The organism is Aeromonas sp. 25-248 (assembly GCF_053005425.1).
Genome location: NZ_JBRKTB010000021.1, coordinates 28061 through 52034 on the forward strand (window position 1 = coordinate 28061; position 23974 = coordinate 52034).

The following is a 23974-nucleotide window of genomic DNA, read 5'->3' on the forward strand; positions in this document are numbered from 1 at the left end:
AGAAATCGGGCAAGCGCGGGGAAAAGCCCCCCTCCGCCACGCCACCCGGCCCTTGAAATATGGTCATTTGACGGGACATCGCTATAATGTCGGCCTGCAAACTTGACTCCAACACTCAAAGGAAACGTCATGAGCCTGAACCTGGTACCGGCCGGCAAGAGCCTGCCTGACGACATCTACGTCATCATCGAAATCCCGCAGAACGCCGACCCGATCAAATACGAAGTCGACAAGGACAGCGGCGCCATCTTCGTTGACCGTTTCATGTCCACCCCGATGTTCTACCCGTGCAACTACGGTTACGTGAACGCCACCCTGTCCCTGGACGGGGATCCGGTCGACGTGCTGGTTCCGACTCCCTACCCGCTGCTGGCCGGCTCCGTCATCCGCTGCCGCCCGGTCGGTGTGCTGAAGATGACCGACGAATCAGGCGAAGACGCCAAGATCGTGGCCGTTCCCCACTCCAAGCTGACCAAGCAGTACGATCACATCCAGGATGTGAACGATCTGCCCGAGCTGCTGAAAGCCCAGATCCAGCACTTCTTCGAGCGCTACAAAGAGCTGGAAGCGGGCAAGTGGGTCAAGGTGGAAGGTTGGGGCGACAAGGCCGCTGCCGAAGCCGAGATCAAGACCTCTGCCGAGCGTTACGCTGCAAAATAAGCGTATCCCTCGCAAAAAAAGGCGCCTTATGGCGCCTTTTTTATTGGTCGTTGCGGGGACGCTCCGGGGGGATCCCCCTGGATATAGAGGTCGCGCCCGTTTTGCCGATAGGGGCGGTAATAGTCATCACCGCAGCGATATTCCTGACCGGCACCTCCCACCAGATCGCAGTTGACCGGCAGCACCTCCAGCCACTTGATGGCCTGCTGGAAGCGCAGCCACTCCTGCCATTCATGCTCCCGGGCCAGCTGATCCCGCAGGGCGAAGGTATCCGCGCTGGACAATCCCTGATTGACGATGACCTGCCCCGCCAGCGCTGGCGTGGCCACCAATATCAGCAGAAACCGTGAAACAAGCTTCATGATGATTTCCCCCATGACTTATTTCCTGAATTAAATTTAAAGTCAGATCAGATAATTACCAATATATCTGTCACCAGACCAATCCAAATGCCGGTCACTCACCTAGTTGTTTATTATCAACCCAGGCGGAGGCGCACCATGAAACTGGCACAAGGCTTTCTGTGCAGTCTGCTCTTCGGCACCATGGCGCAGGCCAACGAGATCAACCTGAGCTGGCAGTGGCAATCTGCGGATGGTCAGCAAAAGCACCTGCAATTGACGGCGGATGAGCGCACCTTTTCAGCCAGCCGTCACGAGATGACACAGCTCGACACCGCCCTCAACTTCCCGCTGGAAACACTCTACTCCTACATCAGTCCGCGCCTCTACAACAGCATCAACCAGATCAACCAGCACAGCCCGGAGACGGCCACCAAGTTCCGCAACCTGGAACAGGCCTTTACCCTGCACGACAGCAGCCTCGAATCCGCCCAGTTCTGGCAGGCCTACCGGCAATATCAGGAGGACGCCTTCTACGAGATGCGGGTCCAGCCCTGCGTGCACCCGGCCAATCAGAAGCTGCCCTGTGTGCGCCCCAACTACTCCCAGCTGTTCTATCAGTTCAAGGGAGACCTCAAACCCCTGGCACAGCAGTTTTCGGCCAAGGATCTCGCCACCAGCGTCATCCTGCTGCAGGAGTGGCTGAGCGGCATCCCCACCCCGCCCGAGCAGATGGACCACTTCGCTCCGCCCTTGCAGGCCCTGCAGGACAACAAGGCCGACAGCGACGAGAAGGCGCTGCTCATGGCCAGTCTGCTGGCGGAGCTGGCACCCCAGTACAGCCTCAGCATCATCTATCCGAACATCAGCATCGGCAGCGTCTCGCCGGCCTGGCTCGCCATCACGGCCGACAGCGGCCTTGAGGGAGACACCCTGGTGATCGGCAATCAGCGCCACGTGCTGCTCACCGGTTCTCCCCTGCTGGCCCAGCAGATGACGATGGCCCAGATTCCCTTGATCAGCGAACCGCTCTACTAGCCTCTTCTGACCATCACTTGCTTTTGATGGATGACATGCCATCCTTGCCGCCATCATTGGGGGATGGCGCCCATGTTGACAAGATCACCGTCGCACCCTGCATTATTTAACACTTTTTAAACAGATCCGATCAGTTTAGGATGTTCAGGGTCCCATTCCCTCGACCCAAAAATCGTTATAACATCACAAAGGAGTGTCATCCGGATGAAACATCTCGTGCTTACTCTGGCGCTGCTGCCAACCCTGGTCATGGCCCACAACATCAAGGAATCAACCCAGGTGCCGCTGGTCAACATCAGCGACAAGGGGGAGCTGGTGCTCAAGGAGAAGGAGATCAGCTATCAGCCCTGGCAGAGCAAGGTCCTGACCGGCAAGGTCTTCCTGATCCAGCACATCGCGGGTCGCTCCAGCGCCAAGGAGCTCAATGCCCCCATGATCGAGGCGATCAAGGCGGCCAAGCTGCCCCACGACAAGTACCAGACCGTCACCATCATCAACAGCAATGACGCCATCTGGGGCACGTCCGGTTTCGTGAAGAGCAGTGCCGAGGACAGCAAGAAGGAGTTCCCCTGGTCCGCCATGGTGCTGGATGCCAAGGGGATGGCCCGCAACGCCTGGGCGCTTACCCCGGAAAGTTCGGCCATCATACTGCTGGATAAAGAGGGCAAGGTGCTGTTTGCCAAAGATGGCCAGCTCGATGCCGCCGAGATAACCAAGGTGATGGGGCTCATCCAGTCCCATCTCTGAATCAGAGAGAAGGGCGCTGATGGCGCCCTTTCCACAAGGGTCTATGGGTCGTTCCACACTGACAATCTGGGTGTTGCTGCTGGGCTGGTTGTGGATGCAACCGGTGCTGGCACAGCACCCTCTTGAAGCTGCCCTGCCCGATCACGGTCATGCCTGCACCCTCTGCGTCCTGCATCTGGATGGCAAGCTGGCACTGACGCCGACCCCCGTACTCCCTCCCCTCTCCTTTGGCATCGACCGGTATATCGGCACTCCCCAACCGAGGGCGGCCACCGGCACCACGGGACATCGCCGTATCCGCGCCCCACCGCCCCTTCATTGTTTCTTTTTTTGAACCAATCTTTTCTCTATTTATTCAAAAGGATTAACGATGAAAGCAGTCACCCTGTTGCTGGCCGCTGCCGCCTTCGGCGCCCAGGCCAATCACGACGAACACGAAAGTCACAGCCACGGTGCCCATGAGCACGGTCACGGTCACCTCAACCTGGTACTCGACGGCAACCAGCTGATGATCGAGTTGCAAGCCCCTGCCGCCGATCTGGTGGGCTTCGAGCATGCCGCCAACACCGATGAGGAGAAAGCGCAGTATGCCAAGGCGGTGGCCCGCCTCCAGCAGCCCGACGCCCTCTTCCGTTTCGACCCGGCCGCCGGCTGCAAGCTGACCCAGCAGGAGCTGCAGGCCGCCAAGGAAGATCATGACCATGAGCACGAGCACGAGCACGAGCACGAGCACGACAAGGCTGATAGCGCTCACGATGAACACCATCACGACGACGCGGGCCATGCGGACATGGGAGCCATGTACACCTACACCTGCGCTACCCCGGCCAAACTCACCGGTCTCGAGGCCACCCTGTTCAGCCTCTACCCGAGCCTGGAGAAGCTGAGCGTGCAGGGCATACTGCCCACCGGCCAGACCGCCGCCGAACTGACTCCGTCCGCCAACAAACTGGGCTGGTAACACCATGAAACATGCCGTGGTTGAGATCCGTGATCTGGCCTTTGCCTGGCCGGGTCACGAAGCCGTCCTCGATCTGCCCGCCCTTCGCATCCACGAGGGTGAGCGCGTCTTCATCAAGGGCCCATCGGGTTGTGGCAAGTCCACCCTGCTCGGGTTGCTGGCCGGTATCCAGACCGCCAACCACGGCACTCTGGAGGTGCTGGGCCAGCCCCTGGCCCGGCTTTCCGGCCGTGCCCGTGACCAGTTCCGGGCGGCCAATCTGGGGTACATCTTCCAGCAGTTCAATCTGCTGCCGTTTCTCTCGGTGCAGGACAACGTCACCGCTGCCCTCACCTTTTCACCCGCCAAGCGGGCCCGCCTGACAGGGAGCCCCGAGCAGGAGGCGCGCCGCCTGCTGGCAGAACTGCAACTGCCGGATGAGGCGCTCCATCGCCCCGTCCACGCCCTCAGCATCGGCCAGCAGCAGCGAGTCGCCGCCGCCCGCGCCCTGATAGGCTCCCCTCCTCTGGTGATCGCCGACGAGCCCACCTCGGCCCTGGACACCGACAACCGGGCCGCCTTCATCCGGCTGCTGTTCGAGGAGTGCGACAAGCAGGGATCTACCCTGGTCTTCGTCAGTCACGATCCCTATCTGGAGCCCCTCTTCCCCCGGGTGGAGAACCTGCAACAGCTCAACCGGAGGGCGGCATGACCACACGCCATCATCTCGCAGCCCGTCCAGCCATCTCCCCTTCACTGCGGAGGCTTTCATGCTGAAACTCGCCCTGCAAAGTCTCTGGGCCCGTCGCCTCACCGCCGGGCTCACCCTGCTGGCCGTCGCCATCAGCGTCACCCTGCTGCTCGGGGTGGAGCGGGTGCGCAGTCAGGCACGGGACAGCTTCGCCAACACCGTCTCCGGCACCGATCTCATCGTCGGCGCCCGCTCCGGCCAGGTGAACCTGCTGCTCTATTCGGTGTTTCGCATCGGCAACCCCACCAACAACGTGGGCTGGGACTCCTACCAGGCCATCAAGACAAAGCCAGGCGTCGCCTGGACCATCCCCCTCTCCCTTGGCGACTCCCACAAGGGGTTTCGCGTGCTCGGCACCAACGGGGACTACTTCACCCACCTGAAGTACGGCCAGCAGCAGGCGCTCGTCCTGCGCGAAGGTCGCCCCTTCGAAACACCGTTTGAAGCGGTGCTGGGTGCCCAGGTGGCCGAAAAGCTCGGCTATCACCTGGATCAACCCATCGTCATCGCCCATGGCGCCGGCAACACCTCGTTCAGCCAGCACGACAACATGCCGTTCAAGGTGGTGGGGATCCTGGCCCCCACCGGCACCCCCATCGATCGCACCATTCATGTGCCGCTGGCGGGCATAGAGGCGATCCACCTGGGCTGGGACACCGGTCGTCACAGCAAGAACGTGACCCCGGAACAGGCGATGGCGCTGGATCTCACCCCCAAGACCATCACCGCCTTCATGGTGGGGCTGAGCAACCGGATCCTGGCGTTCCAGTTGCAGCGCAGCGTCAACACCTATCCCAGGGAGCCCCTGATGGCCATCCTGCCGGGAGCCGCCCTGCAGGAGCTCTGGGGGCTGATGAGCGTGGCGGAGACCGCCCTGTCGGTGATCGCGGGCTTCGTGGTGGTGGCGGGCCTCATCGGCATGCTGACCACCCTGCTCGCCGGCCTCAACGAGCGGCGCCGCGAGCTCGCCATTCTGCGCTCGCTGGGGGCGGGCCCTGCCCACCTCTTCCTGCTGCTGGCGCTGGAGGCGATGGCGCTCACCACGGCGGGCATCGCCCTCGGGGTGGCCGCGCTCTATCTCGGTCAGGGGCTTGCTAGCCCCTGGCTGCTCAGCCACTATGGCCTGCAAATGAGCCTGGGTCTGCCGAGCGCCTATGAGTGGCAACTGCTGGGTCTGGTCTGGCTGGCGGGCATGGTGATCGGGCTGCTGCCTGCCGCCCGCGCTTACCGCTACAGCCTGAGCGACGGCATGAGCATTCGCGTCTGACCCGACGCATCCGACCAAGAGAGAAGAACAGATGATGAAGTGGAAAATAGTGGCGCTGCTGGCCAGCCTGCTGGTGCTGCCTGCCATGGCTGCAGATTACAAGACCATCGACTGGGACATCCTCATCCCGGAGGGGGAAAAACTGCTGCCACCGCCCCAAGTCAGCCATGATGGCGACTTCTCCTCGGTGCCGCAGCCGGTGGGAGGCGTCAACAAGAAGCTGGACAATCAGGAGGTGCGGATCCCCGGGTTCGTGGTGCCCCTGGAAGGGGATGCCAAGACCATCACCGCCTTCCTGCTGGTCCCCTACTTTGGCGCCTGCATTCACGTGCCGCCCCCGCCCACCAACCAGGTGATCTACGTGAGCTACCCCAAGGGGGCGCCGGTGGATGACCTCTGGGACGCCATCTGGGTCAAGGGCAAGATGCACACCGTCAGCTCCAGCCACGAGATGGCCACCGCTTCCTACTCCATGGACGCGGTCGAGGTCAGCGTCTACGAAGAGTGAGCCCCTGATGGCCTCCCCCGGGAGGCCATTTTTTTATCCCGTGACGACCCCGGCAAAGGGATTGTTCATGGATCTGGTTGGAGTAACATTCACTACCAGACCTTGCCATCACGGAGCCAGCATGGCTGACCTGCCCCCCAAGAAAGAGAGTTCCATCCTGAGCAGCCAGGAGCAGACCCTGCGCCTGGCCCGCAGCCGCGGCATCGATGGCATGCTCACCCGCAACAGCGACAGCACCTTCGAGCAGCGCGCCACCTTCCGCCAGCTGGCGGAGCAGGCCACCCGCCAGCGCAATCTGGAATCCATCATGGTGATGGCCGCGCGCCACTGCGAAGAGACCGCCGCCGGCGGCGAGATAGACAGCGACTGGCTCACCCGCTTCCTGCAACTGGCCGAAGACATCAGCATGACCCCCATGCAGCAGTTGTGGGGCCGCATCTTCGCCCTGGAAGTGGCGACCCCGGGCCGCTTCTCCATCCGGGCCCTCAACACCCTCAAGGAGATGACCCAGCGCGAAGCCCAGCTGTTCCAGCGCATCTGCGCCCTCTCCTGCCACTACGAGGGCAGCGACGAGCAGCGTCTGCTGCTGGGCATGCACAAGGGGGCCAGCCTGCTCAGTCGCGCCAAGGTCACCCGAATGGGGCTCGGCAAATACCGGGTGCCCTACAGCGCCCTGCTGCTGTTGTGCGATCTCGGGCTGCTGCACCGTGGCGAGCTCGAATCCGGCCCCCTGCCCGCCGACGGGATCGAGCTGGCCTTTGGCAACCAGCGCTGGCGTCTGCGCCAACGCCAGAGCAACCTCACCCTGCTCTATTACCGGCTCACCCCCATCGGCAACGAGCTTGCCCTGCTGCTGGACGAGCCCCCCCTGGAGGAGTACCTGCAGGATCTGAAGACCCTGCTCTCCACCCACCTGCTGATAGAGACCCAGATGCCGGCCCCGGTCAGCGAGCCGGATCTGCCCGCCTGAGGCTGGCGGAGGCCCCGGCCCCGCCTTGCCAAATTGCGAAACCCGCCCCGCCATTGCCAAAACGGCTCCCAAAAAGCGAATCCTGACGGCAGGGGCGGACGCGAGCCCGGGCCATGCTCCCCCCACTACGGGCTTTGAGCACAAAAGAGACATATAGAACGCAATTTAAGCGTTTTTGGGCACTCTGGTGTACGAATTGCAACCAGACTCTCTTTCCTCTGTCAGGCAGGAAGTACCATGAGAGTCAATCAACCCGTTACCCAGCGTGAGCGCCTCTACCCGTCGCACCAGAACCTGATTTCCACCACGGATCTGGAGAGTCGCATCACCTATGCCAACGACGAGTTCTGCCAGATAGCCGGCTTCACCCTGGAGGAGCTGCAAGGGGCTCCCCACAACCTGGTCCGCCACCCCGACATGCCGCCCCAGGCGTTTGCCGACATGTGGCGCCATCTGCGGGAAGGCAAAAGCTGGATGGGCCCGGTCAAAAACCGCTGCAAGAACGGGGATCATTACTGGGTCAACGCCTTCGTCACCCCCATTCAGGACGCAAGCGGCAAGGTGGTGGAGTACCAGTCGGTGCGCACGGCGCCGGACGACGCGATCAAGCAGCGTGCGGAGCGGGTCTATGACGAGATGCGCCGCGGCAAGACCCCCCGGGCCCTGCGCCTGCCCCCCTGCTGCCACACCCTGGGGATCCACCTCTGCCTGATGGCGCTGCTGGCTAGCCTGGTCACCCTCGGCTATCAGCACGGCCCGGGCTGGCCTCTGCTCATCGGCGCCCTGCCCCTGGTGGTTGCGCTCGTCATCTGCCAGACCCTCTCCCGGCGCCTCGCCCGGCTGGAGACCCTGGCCCGCCACCGTTTCGACAACCCCTTGATGCAACTGCTGTATACCGGCCGGGTCGATCGCCTGGCTGCCGTCGAGCTCGCCATGAAGATGAATGAGGCCGAGTTCAATGCGGTGCTGGCCCGCACCCAGCAGACCTGCCAGCAGATCGTGCAGGCGGCGCAGACGGATCTGAACAATGCCGAGTCCATCACCGGCAACCTGCAGCAACAGCAGGCCCAGACCAACCAGGTCGCGACCGCCATCACCGAGATGACGGCGTCCATTCGCGAGGTCTCCCACAGCTCGAGCGCCTCCTCGGACAGCCTGGACAACACCGCCGTGCTGTTTCGGGAGGGCAATCGCAGCGTGCTCGATACCGTGGCGGCGGTGGAAGGGGTTCACGGCGAGCTGCTCACCTCCCGCGCCGTGATAGAGGCGCTGGCCAGCCAGTGCCGCGCCATCGACGGCATCCTGGACGTCATCAACAACATCGCCAACCAGACCAACCTGCTGGCCCTCAATGCGGCCATCGAGGCGGCCCGGGCGGGCGAGTCCGGTCGCGGCTTCTCGGTGGTGGCGGACGAAATCCGCACCCTGGCCATCAAGACCCAATCCTCCACCGGCGAGATCCAGCAGATGATAAGCCTCTTGCAGGCCAGCGCCGACGATGCCCAGCAGGCCATGGCGCAAGGGGAACAGCTCTCCGCCAGTTGCCGCCTCAAGGCCGCCGCCACTGGCGATATCCTGCAACAGATAAGCGAACGCCTGTTGCAGGTGACCGCAGGCAGCAACCAGATAGCCCAGGCAATGCAGGAGCAGTCCCTGGTCACCCAGGACATCCACCACAGCGTGCTGGACATCAAGCGTCTGGCCGACGACTCCAGCCAGGGCAGCCGCCACGCCGTGCAGGGCATCATTGCCCTCGTGAAGCAGCTCGGGGATCTGGAGCGGCTGGTACGCCAGTTCCAGCAGCATCCCGCCACCCGGCCAACCAGCACCGCCCTGACCAGCGGCCAACCCCTGCTGGCCCGCTAAACCTTCACGGAGGAAACCAGACCCAAAGACCGTGCGCTAACAACAAAAACGGGCCCCTGCCATCACCGGCAGCGGGCCCCTCTTTTGGGTGGTGCATGGGCGTCTGAGCGGGTTTCAAATTCGAGTCCTCGACTGAACCCGCGGCTCTTTCGCCCCCTCCCAACCACCTGCTCGCCCGTGCCACGCCGACCCTCTCGGCTGCACCGCATGGCCCTCGGCAGGGCAATGACCTCACTCCCCCATCCATACACCGTGAATGTTGGGCGTTAGGCCTTGAGCGTTGAGCGTTGAGCGTTGAGCGGGAACGCGTTGCGCCTTGAGATCCCTCTTATCCAACCTGCCACAGGCCCCGCAGCCCCCTCAATTTATTGATCTTGCCTGAGAAATCGCCCGATCCCTCTTCCCTAACCAGCTCCGTTCGGTAACATGGCAATCGGGATCACCTCTTGTCGGAGTCAGCCATGAACCAGACCGGTGCCACAGGGAAAGCGCAGCAGGCTGGAGGCTGAAATTCAGGGGCGGTAGCGTGTTTTTTGCCGGTTGGTGCAGAGCGCAGCGGCGCCCAACAGACGAGCATGGTCACATGAACCAGAGTGGGATAAAGATGGATGGGGTCGAACGGTAACTAAAAATAGGTGATGCAACCAAAGTCAGACTGGACTTCCAGCCACGTTGTATTGTTCCTGATGAGGTTGATGTCCCTCTCGGTTTTGGCGTTGAAATTCTATTTTCTGCTGCACACATGATCGATATTGAACAACCACCTCAAGAGTATATTGATTGGCAATGAGGTCAAAAGCCAGAGGGAACCTGGTCACGAAACGGATGCACAATCGATGGGTAAAAAGAAACTTACATCGCTCGGTGTTTTCAGTTCCATTGACCTAAATGGTTATTTTTGTTGCCGCAGAGTTTAGCGGTTGTATGTTATCAGCCCCTTGGTGGGCATTACTATTCACAAGGACGTGTCATGAAAAAATCCTCTATTGGTGCTGTGTTTTTACTTAGTTCAAGTGCGCTAGCCAACCCATATAAAAGTGAATTTGTTGATGTGGCATTTCAAATACAAGAAGGAAAAAATACATTTCAACTGGTCTGTCAACCCAAGCTCACCATGGGGGAGCTGCCCAAAAACTGGGTTGATACGTGCAATCAGATTGGCAAGAAGTTTTTGGAGTTGGCTGTCGAAAGCGGAATAAAGGTCGACCCCATTGACAACGCGTTTGGTTTGGCTGGTGAACTTGCTCAAAAAATGTCGAGTGACTTGCCAGAGAATGTTGTCCCCACACAAATTATTAGCCGTGAATTTGGTGGTTAATCGCTGATAACAAGGCGCGAGTACCAATAAAAGCCGGGCTGGGGCGGTTTTCACTACGCTTCCTCAGCCCTTTTTCCATTCAAGAGGAATGAAGGTTTCAGCACCGATTAACGTACTGCCTCTATCATGACTATCAGGGAATAATATGCAAGTCCGCGCAATATCTTTACTCTTGCTCATTTTTTCCTGCTCGGTAAGCGCAACAGCGATCATGACTCGCACAGTTAGCAGGGATGATGGTTCGTTTATTTCCTATTATCTTGTCCAACATCTCCATGACACAGATACACTGCTGTTGATCCTGCAAGGCTCTGATTGCAATAGCGTGCTTAACATAGACTCCATACTCACCGAGTATAAAAATGTCTGGCCAGAAGCTGATGTGTTGCTAATCGAAAAGTACGGCATCAATCGCAAGTTAAAATACAGTACCGACCCGGCACGCAAGAACTGCCCTGCTCAGTACCTTGAAAAGGACAACCCTGCGCAGCGGGTAGCGGATATCAAGGCTGTGCTCGATATCGTTAGAAAAGACGGTCAATACAAGAAATTAATTCTCTTGGGCGGCAGTGAAGGGGCCGTTACCGCCAACCTGGTGACCGCAGATATTGACTATATCGATGCCACCATCGCCTTTAATGGCGGTGGCCGCTGGTTTATCGATGACGTCTCACACAGCATCGCTGCAGAGCATGAAAATATCGAAGCGGCGGGAAAAGATATCGACGGTTTTAAAGGGTTTGCCGAACATGTTCTTAACAGCAAGCCATTTGAACTTGATGTGAGCGGGCATGGCTATCATTGGTGGCAGCAGATGCTCTCCATCGATCAGCTGGATACCCTTAAAAAAGTAAATTCTCCTTTGCTAATCGTGCAGGGGGGAATGGATACATCGGTATCACCTCAAAAAACAGATGAGTTAATGCAGAGTCTTAAAGAGCTCGGGAAAATAAATATTGAATATCGGCGTTACGAAGAACTCGATCATGGACTGAAAAATATCGACGGAAAAAGCCTGCGCAAAGAGGTCATCAGCGATATAAATATTTGGTTAAGGTCCAAGCTAGGTAACCCAGCCAATACATCCAGCGGCAACTGATTGAAGCGGGGTTGAGCAGACTGAAGACTGAAACTCAGGGGCGGTCACGTGGTTCTTGTGGGTTAGCGCAGAGCGAAGCCCAACGGACGAGTATGATCACCTCAACCAGAGCGGGATAAATATGGATTTGGTTGTTCGGTAAACGTTCGGCTTCACTGCGTTCAGTACCAACCTACAATTTTTAGCCAAACATTCTATATATTACCAGAATGCGCATCTTGCCCAGACAAGGAAACCCTCCGCATACAACGGCTGACCACATGGTAATCGGGAGTGTCTTACATGCTAATCTGACGTGAACGAGCGATGGTCATGGCAAACTCCTTGACTGGCTACCCATCAAGCGAAGCAGCATGCTACGCTGCCGTCAAATTGGTGGATGTCCCGAAACTAATGTAATTATCACCACTTATTTATCATAGGTTTATCATGAAAACTAAAAAGATTCAGTTACCTAAGCTACTTGAATTAAGTGTTGATAAGGCAACAAATAAAGTAAGCAACCGCGAGAGTGAGCATAGAGAATTCAAGCTTAAATTCGAAAACAACAACCTACCAAAATTTGCAAAGACAATGGCAGCCTTTGCGAATCGAGATGGTGGTGTCCTTTTTTTTGGTGTAAAAGATAAGCCTCGAGAGCTGATAGGGATCGTAGAAGCTGAAGCCCCAGATGATGTAGTCATCACAAACTTTTTAAAAGAGTATTTTCAGCCAGAGATCCTTTTCGAATCACATGTAATTGAAAAACACGGTCTAAAAATTCATGCTTTGTTGGTTAAGCCAGCTCACAGAAAACCAATAATTTGCAAGAAATCAAAATCAATCAGAGCTGAACAAGGTAAGCCTGATAAAGAAGTTCTACGCGAAGGTGCAATTTATTATAGATATTCAGCCTCCACTGATGAAATAAAATATGCTGATTTAATATACATGCTTGATACTGAGCGTGAATCTTATTTCAAAGCAATGATTGACAATATTACGCTACTGAATAAAGTGGGCATAGATAAAGCAGCAGTTATTGATGCTCATGAGTTATCTGGAAATGATCAGGCAGCTTCTGTATATTTAACAAATGACACCGCGCAAAAACTAAACTGGATTGATAGCGGGAGTTTTGTTGAGGATGAAAATGAAGGTGGAAAAGCTTATTATGTGGTTAGAAAAGTTGAAATAAAACATGGCATTGAGATACAAAAACCTGTCGATTTTGCAAACACGCACCCCTTGACAAAAACAGCTCTTTCTAAAAAAGTAAAAATTGACAACCCTTACTTTGACGCTGTTACATGGAAACTTGGGATAAAAGACAACCCAACATATCATATTCCATCCCATCACGGTTTAAATAAAATCCATAAATATACAGAAGCATCTGCAAATCTAATTCTTAAAAGTTTCCCATTTGATATGAAAAATCGAAAAGATAAATTCAAGGAAATATATGATGAATATCATGCTGCTCTACGCTAAAGAACACACAACTGTGTTTTAACCTCTGGCGGCACTACGTGCTACTGCATAAAGCTAATTTATAAAACAAGGGAATGTTTATGTCTGATTTATTTTCATCACAAGCAGGTACTCTTGCATATGGTATTACCTTGTTCGAACAATACATAAATAGAGCTCACAAAGCATATGAAGATGAAGAATTTTTTGATTGGCCAACTATATTTTTGACGACTACATTGCAAGCAACCTCAGTATCATTAATAAAGCTATTGCCTTCTGCAGATGATACAAATGAAATATTAGATAAACGTTCAATTGCATCTTTAGTAAGAAATATCATTGATACTCATGATGTTTTAGACATGATGAGTAATGCAGATACACCTGAAAGATTGAGCCTTCACCGTAACATTTTGGGCATGTATATATCAGGCCGCATTAGCAAAATCCAAAAATCGATAGATAATGAAAGAGCCGAAAAATTTTATCCTTACTCAAAAGAACAGTATTGGAAAAAAATCAAATCATCTCCCTGTTATTCTCACCGACTTGATAAACTGAAAAATGGTGAAGGTGTTTTCTATAACACTAGAATGGAAAGGTTAAAAAATTCTTGTGAGGAACATGCCGACTTCGTCTCTGGTATTATTGCTGACTTATCAACACTCGTGCATTCAATTCCACCGACCCTTTGGCTCAGTGGTTTAAATGAAATTTATAATAATTCAGAAGGCAATAGAAACATGGTTTCAATTTGGTTAAGAGTTGCAAACTTCTTCTTTGCTCGTTCTATATCTTGTTTTTTAAAAGTAACTAAATATGATGTCACTCCCGAACTACAAAAATATATCACACATCATAAAAAGGTCTTCTCATAGAAGAATAGTTTTATAACAAATTTGAAAATTGACAGTACTATATACGGCTATTAAAAGTAAAAGTCAGAGGGAAATTCACCTTTGAGCACCATACTACATGTCCTATTAACCCGTTAGCTACTGACAACAAAGGAAATAGTTAGAAGACAATAAACAAGAGGGCAAACGCCCCCTTATTTATCAATATTCGACACTGACAACCGACCTTAGTCAATCAGCCCCCGCAGCCTTAGAGCGGTCAACAGCTCCTCCACCAGCGCATCCACCGGCTTGCCGGCGTTAAGCAGGTGGATTTCCGGCTGCTCGGGGGCCTCATAGGCAGAGTCGATACCAGTGAAGTTACGGATCTCACCTGCCCGCGCCTTCTTGTAGAGTCCCTTGGGGTCGCGCTCTTCACAGATGGCGAGCGGCGCATCGACAAAGACCTCGACAAATTCCCCTTCACCCACGAGATTGCGCACCAGTTGCCGCTCGGCACGGAACGGCGAGATAAAGGCGGTGAGCACGATAAGGCCCGCATCCACCATGAGTTTTGCCACTTCGCCGACCCGGCGGATATTCTCCTGGCGGGCGGCGTCATCGAAGCCCAGATCGCCACACAGACCGTGGCGCACATTGTCCCCATCCAGCAGATAGGTGTGCTTGCCCGAGGCGGCCAGCGCCTGCTCCAGCGCCCCCGCCAGGGTGGACTTGCCCGCCCCGGAGAGCCCGGTAAACCAGATCACCAGCGGCTTTTGCCCCTTCTGCTCGGCCCGGCTCTGTTTGTCGACGGCATGCTGATGCCACACGATATTGCTCATCCAACACTCCTTGATTGGCGCTCACGCCTCAAAACTTAAACTGTCCGGCACCACAGGGAGCCGCCTCGGACTATCAGCCGACAACGTGCTGATGCCATGGCATTGCTCATCCAACACTCCTTGATTGGCGCTCACGCCTCAATACTGACACTGTCCGCTACCGCGGGGAGCCGCCTCGCGATGAGGCGGCAAGGTGCTGATGCCCTGAGATTGCGCATGCAACACCCCCTGATTGGCGCTCACGCCTGGATGCCAGTGCCCTGGCACTCCCCTGCATCATAAGCAGACTTGATAAAAGCTGCGTTAACATAAGCAGCCCTTAACACATCCCCCGGTATCAGACCTTAAAACGGAAACAGCAGGGGCACCATGACGATCACCCCGAGGCTGTAGGCCAGGGAGACCGGTAGGGCCAGCTTGAGATAATCCGGCATCTTGTAGTTGCCCGCCGCATAGACCATCAGGTTGGTCTGGTAGCCGTAGGGCAGGATAAAGCTGGAACTCGCCCCGAACAGCACCGCCAGAATGAACGGCATGGTGGAGACGTCCATGCTGAGCGCCAGCTGGAATCCCATGGGGAAGGCCAGCGCCGCCGCCGCGTTGTTGCTCATCAACTCCGTCAGCACCAGGGTAAACAGATAGATCCCCACGAAGGCGATAAAGGGACTGGCCCCGTTGAACTCCCCCATCAGCCAGTCGGCGATGAGCTTGGCCAGGCCGCTCTTCTCCAGCTGATCGGCGATGGCGAGCGCCCCGCCCACCACCAGCCAGATATCCAGGGGAAAGCGGCGGCGGATCTCGTCCAGGGTCAGGATGCGGGAGAAGAGCAGCACCACCAGCATCACCAGCAGCCCCTTGAAGAGCGGCACCAGATCGAGCACCGACAGGGTCAGCACCCCGAGGAACCCCGCCACCACGGCGGCGCTGCGCGTGGCATCGAGCCGGGTGGAGGCCTCCAGCCCGCTCACTACCACGAACTCCCGGGAGAGGGACTTGTTGCCCGCAAACTTGGGGCCGGGGGCCAGCAGCAGGGTATCCCCTGCGTGCAATTCAATCTGGCCGAGGCCGCCGGTGAGCTGGGTCTCGCCCCGGCGCACCGCCAGCACCACCGCATCGAAGTGGGTACGAAACTCCGCATCCTTGATGGTCTGACCCACCAAGCGCGAGCTGTGGCTGACGATCACCTCCACCAGGTGCTGGCCGTTGAGGCGGTGCTGGCCGTAGAGATCCAGCCCTTTGAGCTCCTGCAACACGCCGACGCTCTCCACGTCGCCACAAAACAGCAGCATGTCCCCCTCGTGCAGCTCGTGTTCCGGCTGCACCGGGCAGATCACCTGGTTGCCCCGGATGATCTCGGCGAGATAGAGGCTTTTCAGGCTGCGCAGGCCGTTCTCCTTGACGCTGCGCCCGGCCATGGGGGAGCCGGGGCCCACCTTGGCTTCGAGAAAATAGCCGGATTCCCGGCTCATCTCGGTGTCCTGCTCCGGCAGGTGGCGGGCAAACAGCAGCACGGCGATGAGGCCGGTCAGCAGGGTCCCCGCCCCCACCATGAAGAAGTCGAACATGCCAAGCGGCTTGGCCCCCATCTTGATGAGGAAGCTGTTGACGATGAGGTTGGTGGAGGTGCCGATCAGGGTCAGCACGCCGCCAAAGGTCGCCGCGAAGCACATGGGCAACAGCAGCCGGGAGGGCGCATGGTTGGGGTTGCGCTTGACCGCCCCCAGCATGGACGCCACCACGGCGGTGTTGTTGACGAACGCCGACAGGAAGGCGGTGGAAAACCACACCTTCACCAGCACCTTGTTGAAGGAGCCGGTGCCCACCAGGTTGGCAAACCAGCTCATGACCCGGGTCTTCTCCACCGCGAGCGACACCAGCAGCAGCAACACCAGAGTCAGCAGAGCGCTGTTGGTGTAGCCCGCCACCACGGCGTTGATGTCCGCCAGGCCGCTCAGGTAGGTGATGAGCACGGCGCCCGAGAAGAGCAGCGCCGGCCGGAGTTTGCCCTGGATCAGCAGGGCGACGAGGGCAGCCAGCAGACCCAGCACCAGGGATTGTTGCCAGGTCATGGGCTTACTCCTTGCCGGAATCGTTGCTGATGGTCAGCGCCTGCCAGTGGGGGAAGTGCTTGCGCACCAGGGCGTTGAGTTCCACTTCGAACTCGCTGTATTGCCCTGCCATCACCTTGGCCGCCAGCCCTTCCACTATCATGCCGGCACCCACGGTGACGTTGGTCAGCCGGTCGATGAGGATGAAGCTGCCGGTGTCGCGGATCTCCTTGTAGGGGTCGAACGCCACCGGGTCGGTCAGGCTGAATTCGCACAGCCCGATCTCGTTGAGCTTGAGCTCGGAGGCGGGCAGCTCGTCGAGCTTGTTGATCTCGATGCGGTGGCGGATGGCCTCCACCTGGCCACGACTCTTCTTGGTGGCCAGCTTGACGTCATAGACCCGGCCCGGTTGCAGGGACTCTTCCCCCATCCAGACGATGTGAGCCAGCACGTTCTGGGTCACCTGGGGCTTTTTCGCCGCATCCACCAGCAGGTCGCCCCGGCTGATGTCGATTTCGTCCGCGAAGGTGACCGTGATGGCCTGACCCGGCAGGGCGTACTCCAGATCCCCGTCGAAGGTGACGATGCGGGTCACCGTGCTCTCTTTGCCGGACGGCAGCACGGCAAGCTTGTCGCCCACCCGCAGGATGCCGGAGGCGAGCGTCCCCGCGAAGCCGCGAAAATCGAGGTTGGGGCGGTTCACGTACTGCACCGGCAGGCGCACCGGGTGACGCTCCAGCTCGCGCTCCACTTCGGCGGACTCCAGCAAGGAGAGCAGGGTCTCGCCCTGATACCAGGCCAGCTTGTCGCTCGGGTTCACCACGTTGTCGCCGTCCAGGGCCGAGACCGGCACGATGTGGATGGTGTCGACGCTGAGCTTCTTGGCGAACTCGCGGTACTCCAAGCTGATGCGATCGAACACCTCCTGGCTGAACTCCACCAGGTCCATCTTGTTCACTGCCACCACGAACTGCTTGATGCCAAGCAGGCTCGCGATAAAGCTGTGGCGGCGGGTCTGATCCAGCACCCCCTTGCGGGCGTCGATCAGGATGATGGCCAGATCGCAGGTGGAGGCGCCGGTGGCCATGTTGCGGGTGTACTGCTCATGGCCCGGGGTATCCGAGATGATGAATTTGCGTTTGGCGGTGGAGAAATAGCGGTAGGCCACGTCGATGGTGATGCCCTGCTCGCGCTCCGCCTGCAGGCCGTCCACCAGCAGGGCCAGATCCAGCTTCTCGCCGGTGGTGCCGAGCTTCTGGCTGTCGGACTCCAGCGCTTTGAGCTGATCTTCATAGATCTGCTGGGAGTCGTGCAGCAGGCGGCCGATGAGGGTGCTCTTGCCGTCGTCCACGCTGCCGCAGGTGAGAAAACGCAGCAGGCTCTTGTGCTGCTGGGCGTGCAGGTAGGCTTCAATGCCCTGTTCGCTGATGGCGGTCTGAATGTGGTTGTTCATGTTGCGATTCCTTAGAACATTTTTTTAGAAATAGCCCTGACGCTTCTTCTGCTCCATGGAGCCGGCCTGATCGTGGTCGATGAGCCGCCCTTGCCGCTCGCTCGAGGTGGTGATCAGCATCTCTTCGATGATCTCCGGCAGGGTGGTGGCATTGGATTCGATAGCCCCGGTCAGCGGGTAGCAGCCGAGGGTACGGAAGCGCACCAGCTCCTGCTTCACTTCGTCTTCCGGGCCGATGGGCATGCGCTCGTCATCCACCATGATCTTGATGCCGCCGCGATCCACCACGGGGCGCATGGCCGCGAAGTAGAGCGGGACTATGTCGATGTTCTCGAGATAGATGTATTGCCAGATGTCCAGCTCGGTCCAGTTGGAGAGCGGGAAGACACGGATGCTCTCCCCCTTGTTGACCTGGCTGTTGTAGACGCGCCACAGCTCCGGGCGCTGGTTCTTCGGATCCCAGCGGTGGGACTTGTCACGGAAGGAGTAGACGCGCTCCTTGGCGCGGGATTTCTCCTCGTCGCGACGGGCACCACCGAAGGCGGCATCGAAGCCGTATTTGTTGAGCGCCTGCTTGAGCCCCTCGGTCTTCATGATGTCGGTGTGCTTGCTGCTGCCGTGCACGAAGGGGTTGATGTCCATGGCCAGACCGTCCGGGTTCTTGTGGACGATGAGATCCAGCCCGAACTTTTTGGCGGTCTCGTCCCGGAACTTGATCATCTCCTTGAACTTCCAGTTGGTGTCCACGTGCAGCAGGGGGAAGGGGATCTTGCCCGGGTAGAAGGCCTTGCGGGCCAGGTGCAGCATGACGGAGGAGTCCTTGCCGATGGAGTACATCATCACCGGGTTTTCAAATTCGGCGGCCACCTCGCGGATGATATGGATGCTCTCGGCTTCCAGTTGCTGCAGGTGAGTCAGTCGCTCGCGGGTGACACCTGCACGGATGCTCTGTGCATCGGATGGCTGCAGTTGGGTCAGTCTTTCACGGTCCATGTCTGGGTCCTCGGTTCATTGCTATCGCACCTGCTCGGGGCGCGGTGTTGGTTCAGTTCGGTGCCGCCTTGGCCGCACCGTCAAATCGATTCGGGTCTCGCCTCTCAGGCCAGGCTCACCAGCTTGAGCTCGTGGCCGCTTTCTGCCTCCTGCCCTTGCCCCTGCTCGCCAAACCAGGCGAGTTGCTGGCGCAGGGCCACCACTTCACCGATGACGATAAGGGAGGGGCTCACCGCCTGCTGGGCCAGTTCGGCCAGATCCGCCAAGGTGCCGGTCAGCACCCGCTGGCGGGCGGTGGTGCCCCGCTCGATGATGGCGATGGGGGTGGCGGCGCGTCGGCCATGGCTCACCAGTTGCTGCTGGATATGCTCGGAGCGCATCAGCCCCATGTAGATGACCAGGGTCTGGTTGGTGGCCGCAAGCTGCTGCCAGTCGGGCTCCTTGCCCTCCTTCTGGCAGTGGCCGGTGATGAAGACGGCGCTCTGGGCATGGTCGCGGTGGGTGAGCGGAATGCCCGCATAGGCGGTGGCACCGGCGGCGGCGGTGATGCCGGGCACTACCGAGAAGGGAATGCCCTCCTCTGCCAGCACTTCCAGCTCTTCGCCGCCACGGCCGAACATGAAGGGATCGCCCCCTTTGAGGCGCACCACCCGGTTGCCCGCTTTGGCGTATTCCACCAAGAGGCGATTGGTCTCTTCCTGGGGCACGCTGTGGGCCCCTGCCTTCTTGCCGACCGACACCAGGGTGGCGTCGCGGCGCACCAGGTCCAGGATCTCGGGGGAGACCAGCTGGTCATAGAGCACCACTTCGGCCTGCTGGATCTGTTGCAGCGCCTTGAGGGTCAAGAGGCCAGGATCCCCCGGGCCCGCCCCCACCAGCACCACTTCCCCCACTTCGGTACGGGCTTTGTCCAGTCCCTCGTTCAGCCACTGCTCGGCCCCTTGCCAATCGGCTTTCTCAATCAGACCGGCCAGGGTGTTGGAGGCAAAGGCGCGCTCCCAGAAGCGGCGGCGATCGGAGAGGGAGGCCAGCACCTGCTTGGCCCGGCGGCGCACCCGGCCGGAGAGCTCCGCCAGACCGCCGAGGTGGCGGGGCAGCAGGCTCTCGAGCCGCTCGCGCAACAGACGCACCAGCACGGGGGCCTTGCCGCCGCTGGAGACGGCCACCACGATGGGGCTGCGATCGATGATGGAGGGGAAGATAAAGCTGGAGCGCTCGGGGTCATCCACCAGGTTGACGAACAGACCGCGCTCGGTGGCGCTCTGGTAGACCAGGGCGTTGACCTCGAGATCGTCGGTCGCGGCCACCACCAGGATCTGCCCTGCCAGGTGAGCCGGGTCGAAACGCGCCGCCACATGGGTGAAGCGACCGGCAAATTCATGGAACTCGGGCTCGAGCGCGGGAGAGACCAGGGTGATCCGGGCACCTGCCGCCAGCAGCAGGCGCGCCTTGCGCAGGGCAACCTCGCCCCCGCCCACCAGCAGTACCGGGCGGCCTTCCAACCTGGCAAACATAGGTAAATAATCCATCAGGGCCCGCTCCTCGGCATCGCGACATCTGGGGCGACTATAGGCAGGAGCGCTTATCCCTCAAAATAATAAAAAATGCTCTTTAATGCGTTTTGGTAATTAGTAAAGCCGTGTGGCGGCAATAGAGAAGCGAATCTGCTTGTGGTGGATGGCACCAGACCCTAGGCTAGTGAAAGTGTTTCATAAGGAGCTTAATCATGAATGAGTCATTGATTGTATTGGGGATCTTCATATTCCTGGTACTCGCCACCCTGAGTGCCGGCATCAAGATAGTGCCCCAGGGGTACAACTGGACCGTGGAGCGCTTCGGCCGCTACACCCGCACCCTCTCCCCGGGCCTCAACCTGCTGATCCCCTACATCGACCGCATCGGCCACAAGATCATCATGATGGAGCAGGTGCTGGACATTCCGCCCCAGGAGGTGATCTCCCGGGACAACGCCAACGTCACCATCGACGCCATCAGCTTCGTGCAGGTGGTGGATGCCCGCAAGGCGGGCTACGAGGTCAATGATCTCACCAGTGCCATCCGCAATCTCACCATGACCAACATGCGGACCGTGCTCGGCGCCATGGAGCTGGACGAAATGCTCTCCCAGCGCGACACCATCAACGAGAAGCTGCTGCGCACCATGGATGCCGCCACCGCCCCCTGGGGCATCAAGGTGACCCGGATCGAGATCAAGGATGTGCGCCCGCCCCTCGCCCTGGTGGAAGCCATGAACGCCCAGATGAAGGCCGAGCGCCAGAAGCGGGCCGAGGTGCTGGAGGCCGAAGGGGTGCGCCAGTCCAAGATCTTGAAGGCCGAGGGGGAGAAGCAGTCCCAGATCCTGAAAGCCGAGGGTGAACGTCAGGCCGCCTTCCTCGCCGCTGAAGCGCGGGAGCGGGCCGCCGAGGCGGAAGCCAAGGCGACCCACATGGTCTCCCAGGCGATCGCCGAGGGCGACATGCAGGCCATCAACTACTTCGTGGCCCAGAAATACACCGAGGCCCTGGCCCGCATCGGTGAAGGCCCCAACAGCAAGATCATCATGATGCCCCTGGAAGCGGGCAGCCTGATAGGCTCGGTGGCGGGCATGGCCGAGCTGTTCAACAAAGACGGCAAGGCGGGCAAATCATGACAGCCCTGTTCGAGGGGCTGACCCACTGGCACTGGCTGGGACTCGGTTTCGTGCTGCTGGCCATCGAGGTGATGGGGTCGGTGGGCTTCCTGCTCTGGACCGGCATCGCCGCCCTGGAGGTGGGACTCCTGCTGCTGGTCTGGCCCTTCGGCTGGCAGGCGCAGTTGCTGCTCTTCGCCCTGCAATCCCTGCTCACCACCTGGGCCTGGTGGCGCTGGCAGCATCGCCGGGATCGCTCCGGGCTGGATGCCGCCGCTCCCATCAACGAGCGGATGCAAAGCTACATGGGCCGCGAGCTGACCCTGCTGGACGAGGTCAGCCAGGGGATGAGCCGGGTGCATCTGGACGACACCGTATGGACGGTGCGCTGCAACGCGCCGCTGCCGGCCGGCAGCCGGGTCAAGGTGGTGGGGGCCGACTCCCACATCCTGCTGGTGGAACCCCTCGACTGACCGGGCAACGCCCCGCCATGGCCATAAAAAAACGGGCCCGGCGCGAGTGCGCCGGGCCCGTTTTTCAATGAGGTGCTGGCTTAGTTGGCCTTGGCATCGCTCACGGCAGCTTCAGCCTTGGTGGCCACGTCAGCGGCAGCCTTCTCGACAGTAGCGGAAGCTTCGGAAGCAGCCTTCTCGACGGTAGCAGACGCTTCGCTAGCGGCTTTCTCGACAGTGGCAGCAACGTCTGCGGCCGGGGTCGCAGCCGGAGCGGCAGCTTCTTCTTTCTGACCACAGGCGGTCAACATCAGACCCAGGATACCGGCTACCAGTACTTTGTTCATGTGCATACCCTCAAAAAAAGATGGAGAGATGGTGCAGGGACCATCGCTGTACGCCCCGGCTCCTGTCGGCACACCGGCCGCTGGAGCCCGAAGGCGCGCGAAATATATCCCCATATGCGACCGATGAAAACGCGTATCACAATGATATTTTCTCGTTGGCATGATAAGAAACACTGCTGCAACGACAAATATTAATATAAAACACCCATTCATCACCAAATTCGCACAACAAATCGCCAATTACCTGACGATTGCCAGTCAGCCATTGTCTTTCTGTCAGGCTCTCAGCGCTGCCGGATAACGCCGTCAGTCAGACAGCTTCTGACAAGGCAGGCGCCGCCCCTGCTGGTCGCTCTCCCGGGCCAGGTCCAGCAAGGCCATCACCGCCAGGGCCTCGTCGGCCGGCACCGGGTTCTCCCCCTCTCCCCGGATGGCGGCGCAGACGCCGCGATAGTAGGCGCCGTAGTCCCCCGCCTCGCCAGCCACGGTCTGCTGCACGAGCTGACCGTCCCGGATCTGGCTGAGCTGGCCGGGGGCGGGATCCACGCCCCAGTCCGCCGCCGGAGGCCGCTTGCCCACCTTGAGCTGCTCCTCCTGCACGTCCATGCCGAACTTGATGAAGGAGCCCTGACTGCCGTGCACCACGAAGCGGGGCATCACGGCCGACACCAGACAACTGCCGTGCAGAATGACCCGCATCTCGCCATAACCCAGCACCACGTGGAAGTAGTCGTCCGCCAGGGCCCCGGGGCGCTGCTTGCCCAGATCCGCCTGCAACCAGTCCGGCTGACCGAACAGCTGGAGCGACTGATCCAGGATATGAGGGCCGAGATCGAACCAGAGACCGGAGCCCGGGCCGCCCGCCTCGCGCCAGCGCTGGCGCACCTCGGGGCGATAACGGTCGAAGTGGGATTCGAACTGGGCGACTTGCCCCAGCGCCCCCTCCGCCAGCAGACGGCGCACCGTGAGGAAATCCCCGTCCCAGCGTCGGTTGTGGAAGATGCTGAGCAGCCGCTGCTGCTTCTCCGCCAACTCGACCAGCGCCTTCGCTTCGGCCAGATCCAGGGCGAACGGCTTGTCGATCACCACGTGCTTGCCCGCCAGCAGGGCCTCGCGAGCGATGGGGGCGTGGGTGTCGTTGGGGGTGGCGATCACCACCAGATCGAGGCTGTCATCGGCCAGCACCTGCTCCAGGGTGCCGACCCGGGTGCCGGGCAACGCGGCCTGTACCTTGGCGGCATCCCGGCTCACCACCCAGCGCAGGGTCAGGCCCGGGGTCGTGGCCAGGAAGGGGGCGTGAAAGGTCTGTCCTGCGAAGCCGTATCCCACCAGGGCGGCGTTGATTGTGTGGCTCATCCGGTTTTCTCCACGGGTCTGTGATCATGCGAGGCAGGCGGGTCGCCTGAAAAAGAGA

Annotated in this window: 24 protein-coding genes and 1 pseudogene; 16 read left to right on the forward strand and 9 right to left on the reverse strand. The window is 58.9% G+C overall.

Annotation, left to right across the window (positions count from 1 at the left end; all coding sequences use genetic code 11):
• Nucleotides 1–129 precede the first annotated feature (129 nt).
• Nucleotides 130–660 carry an inorganic diphosphatase gene (gene ppa, locus ACVDHI_RS19745; protein ID WP_005335667.1) on the forward strand — a complete coding sequence of 177 codons (531 nt, stop codon included), beginning with the start codon at nt 130–132 and terminating at the stop codon, nt 658–660.
• A gap of 26 nt (nt 661–686) precedes the next feature.
• Here the strand turns inward: ppa and ACVDHI_RS19750 are convergent, their stop codons facing one another.
• Nucleotides 687–1037: a hypothetical protein gene (locus tag ACVDHI_RS19750; protein ID WP_010675583.1), complete on the reverse strand. Its 351-nt coding sequence runs from the start codon at nt 1035–1037 to the stop codon at nt 687–689.
• Between the two features lie 123 nt (nt 1038–1160).
• Here ACVDHI_RS19750 and ACVDHI_RS19755 point away from each other — a divergent pair, with 123 nt between their 5' ends.
• From ACVDHI_RS19755 to ACVDHI_RS19805, 11 genes are all read left to right on the forward strand, one after another.
• Nucleotides 1161–2039, forward strand: a complete 879-nt coding sequence (locus tag ACVDHI_RS19755) for a hypothetical protein (RefSeq protein ID WP_042880471.1) — start codon at nt 1161–1163, stop codon at nt 2037–2039.
• Between the two features lie 204 nt (nt 2040–2243).
• On the forward strand, nt 2244–2786 hold the full coding sequence (locus tag ACVDHI_RS19760) for a YtfJ family protein (protein WP_010675585.1): 543 nt from the start codon (nt 2244–2246) through the stop codon (nt 2784–2786).
• Between the two features lie 43 nt (nt 2787–2829).
• A complete protein-coding gene (locus tag ACVDHI_RS19765; protein WP_080944090.1) occupies nt 2830–3120 on the forward strand; it encodes a hypothetical protein in 291 nt (96 codons plus the stop codon).
• A gap of 36 nt (nt 3121–3156) precedes the next feature.
• Nucleotides 3157–3747 carry a DUF2796 domain-containing protein gene (locus ACVDHI_RS19770; RefSeq protein WP_447212435.1) on the forward strand — a complete coding sequence of 197 codons (591 nt, stop codon included), beginning with the start codon at nt 3157–3159 and terminating at the stop codon, nt 3745–3747.
• Nucleotides 3748–3751: 4 nt separating this feature from the next.
• Nucleotides 3752–4438 (forward strand): ABC transporter ATP-binding protein, encoded by a 687-nt coding sequence (locus ACVDHI_RS19775; protein ID WP_039040841.1) that lies wholly within the window; start codon nt 3752–3754, stop codon nt 4436–4438.
• 58 nt (nt 4439–4496) lie between these two features.
• Nucleotides 4497–5744, forward strand: a complete 1248-nt coding sequence (locus tag ACVDHI_RS19780; RefSeq protein ID WP_447212436.1) for an ABC transporter permease — start codon at nt 4497–4499, stop codon at nt 5742–5744.
• A 31-nt stretch (nt 5745–5775) separates the two neighbouring features.
• Complete coding sequence (locus tag ACVDHI_RS19785; RefSeq protein ID WP_010675589.1) at nt 5776–6252, forward strand: DUF3299 domain-containing protein; 477 nt, start codon at nt 5776–5778, stop codon at nt 6250–6252.
• Nucleotides 6253–6373: 121 nt separating this feature from the next.
• Nucleotides 6374–7222 (forward strand): TIGR03899 family protein, encoded by an 849-nt coding sequence (locus tag ACVDHI_RS19790; RefSeq protein WP_447212437.1) that lies wholly within the window; start codon nt 6374–6376, stop codon nt 7220–7222.
• Between the two features lie 237 nt (nt 7223–7459).
• A complete protein-coding gene (locus tag ACVDHI_RS19795; RefSeq protein WP_447212438.1) occupies nt 7460–9088 on the forward strand; it encodes a methyl-accepting chemotaxis protein in 1629 nt (542 codons plus the stop codon).
• Between the two features lie 970 nt (nt 9089–10058).
• The gene (locus ACVDHI_RS19800) at nt 10059–10406 is read left to right on the forward strand and encodes a hypothetical protein (protein ID WP_010675592.1); all 348 of its coding nucleotides are present in this window, start codon (nt 10059–10061) and stop codon (nt 10404–10406) included.
• A 145-nt stretch (nt 10407–10551) separates the two neighbouring features.
• Nucleotides 10552–11505 carry an alpha/beta hydrolase family protein gene (locus ACVDHI_RS19805; protein ID WP_323941868.1) on the forward strand — a complete coding sequence of 318 codons (954 nt, stop codon included), beginning with the start codon at nt 10552–10554 and terminating at the stop codon, nt 11503–11505.
• A 203-nt stretch (nt 11506–11708) separates the two neighbouring features.
• Here ACVDHI_RS19805 and ACVDHI_RS19810 read toward each other — a convergent pair.
• A pseudogene (locus ACVDHI_RS19810) lies at nt 11709–11819 on the reverse strand (alpha-amylase family glycosyl hydrolase); the annotation flags it as partial.
• 115 nt (nt 11820–11934) lie between these two features.
• Between ACVDHI_RS19810 and ACVDHI_RS19815 the strand changes: the two are divergent.
• Together ACVDHI_RS19815 and ACVDHI_RS19820 are read left to right on the forward strand one after the other, a co-directional pair.
• Complete coding sequence (locus ACVDHI_RS19815; RefSeq protein WP_123247360.1) at nt 11935–12978, forward strand: AlbA family DNA-binding domain-containing protein; 1044 nt, start codon at nt 11935–11937, stop codon at nt 12976–12978.
• 80 nt (nt 12979–13058) lie between these two features.
• A complete protein-coding gene (locus tag ACVDHI_RS19820; protein WP_082189146.1) occupies nt 13059–13838 on the forward strand; it encodes a hypothetical protein in 780 nt (259 codons plus the stop codon).
• 206 nt (nt 13839–14044) lie between these two features.
• Here ACVDHI_RS19820 and cysC read toward each other — a convergent pair whose 3' ends face one another.
• From cysC to cysG, 5 genes are all read right to left on the reverse strand, one after another.
• Nucleotides 14045–14638: an adenylyl-sulfate kinase gene (gene cysC, locus ACVDHI_RS19825; protein WP_447212439.1), complete on the reverse strand. Its 594-nt coding sequence runs from the start codon at nt 14636–14638 to the stop codon at nt 14045–14047.
• A 344-nt stretch (nt 14639–14982) separates the two neighbouring features.
• Nucleotides 14983–16707 carry an SLC13 family permease gene (locus ACVDHI_RS19830; protein WP_010675596.1) on the reverse strand — a complete coding sequence of 575 codons (1725 nt, stop codon included), beginning with the start codon at nt 16705–16707 and terminating at the stop codon, nt 14983–14985.
• Between the two features lie 4 nt (nt 16708–16711).
• Complete coding sequence (gene cysN, locus ACVDHI_RS19835; RefSeq protein ID WP_010675597.1) at nt 16712–18139, reverse strand: sulfate adenylyltransferase subunit CysN; 1428 nt, start codon at nt 18137–18139, stop codon at nt 16712–16714.
• 24 nt (nt 18140–18163) lie between these two features.
• Nucleotides 18164–19132: a sulfate adenylyltransferase subunit CysD gene (gene cysD, locus ACVDHI_RS19840; RefSeq protein WP_316286522.1), complete on the reverse strand. Its 969-nt coding sequence runs from the start codon at nt 19130–19132 to the stop codon at nt 18164–18166.
• Between the two features lie 104 nt (nt 19133–19236).
• Entirely contained in the window at nt 19237–20661 is a 1425-nt protein-coding gene (gene cysG / locus ACVDHI_RS19845) for a siroheme synthase CysG (protein ID WP_048208364.1), read from the reverse strand.
• A gap of 197 nt (nt 20662–20858) precedes the next feature.
• On the opposite strand from cysG, the gene ACVDHI_RS19850 reads away from it, so the two are divergent.
• Nucleotides 20859–21782, forward strand: coding sequence for an SPFH domain-containing protein (locus ACVDHI_RS19850; protein ID WP_447212440.1), 924 nt, complete (start codon nt 20859–20861; stop codon nt 21780–21782).
• Nucleotides 21779–22234 (forward strand): NfeD family protein, encoded by a 456-nt coding sequence (locus ACVDHI_RS19855; protein ID WP_042864965.1) that lies wholly within the window; start codon nt 21779–21781, stop codon nt 22232–22234. Before ACVDHI_RS19850 ends, ACVDHI_RS19855 begins: the two co-directional genes overlap by 4 nt.
• Nucleotides 22235–22314: 80 nt before the next feature.
• On the opposite strand, the gene ACVDHI_RS19860 is transcribed toward ACVDHI_RS19855, so the two are convergent.
• Together ACVDHI_RS19860 and ACVDHI_RS19865 are read right to left on the reverse strand one after the other, a co-directional pair.
• Entirely contained in the window at nt 22315–22560 is a 246-nt protein-coding gene (locus ACVDHI_RS19860) for a hypothetical protein (protein ID WP_010675602.1), read from the reverse strand.
• A 306-nt stretch (nt 22561–22866) separates the two neighbouring features.
• Nucleotides 22867–23916 carry an oxidoreductase gene (locus ACVDHI_RS19865; protein ID WP_324051249.1) on the reverse strand — a complete coding sequence of 350 codons (1050 nt, stop codon included), beginning with the start codon at nt 23914–23916 and terminating at the stop codon, nt 22867–22869.
• Between the last annotated feature and the right edge of the window lie 58 nt (nt 23917–23974).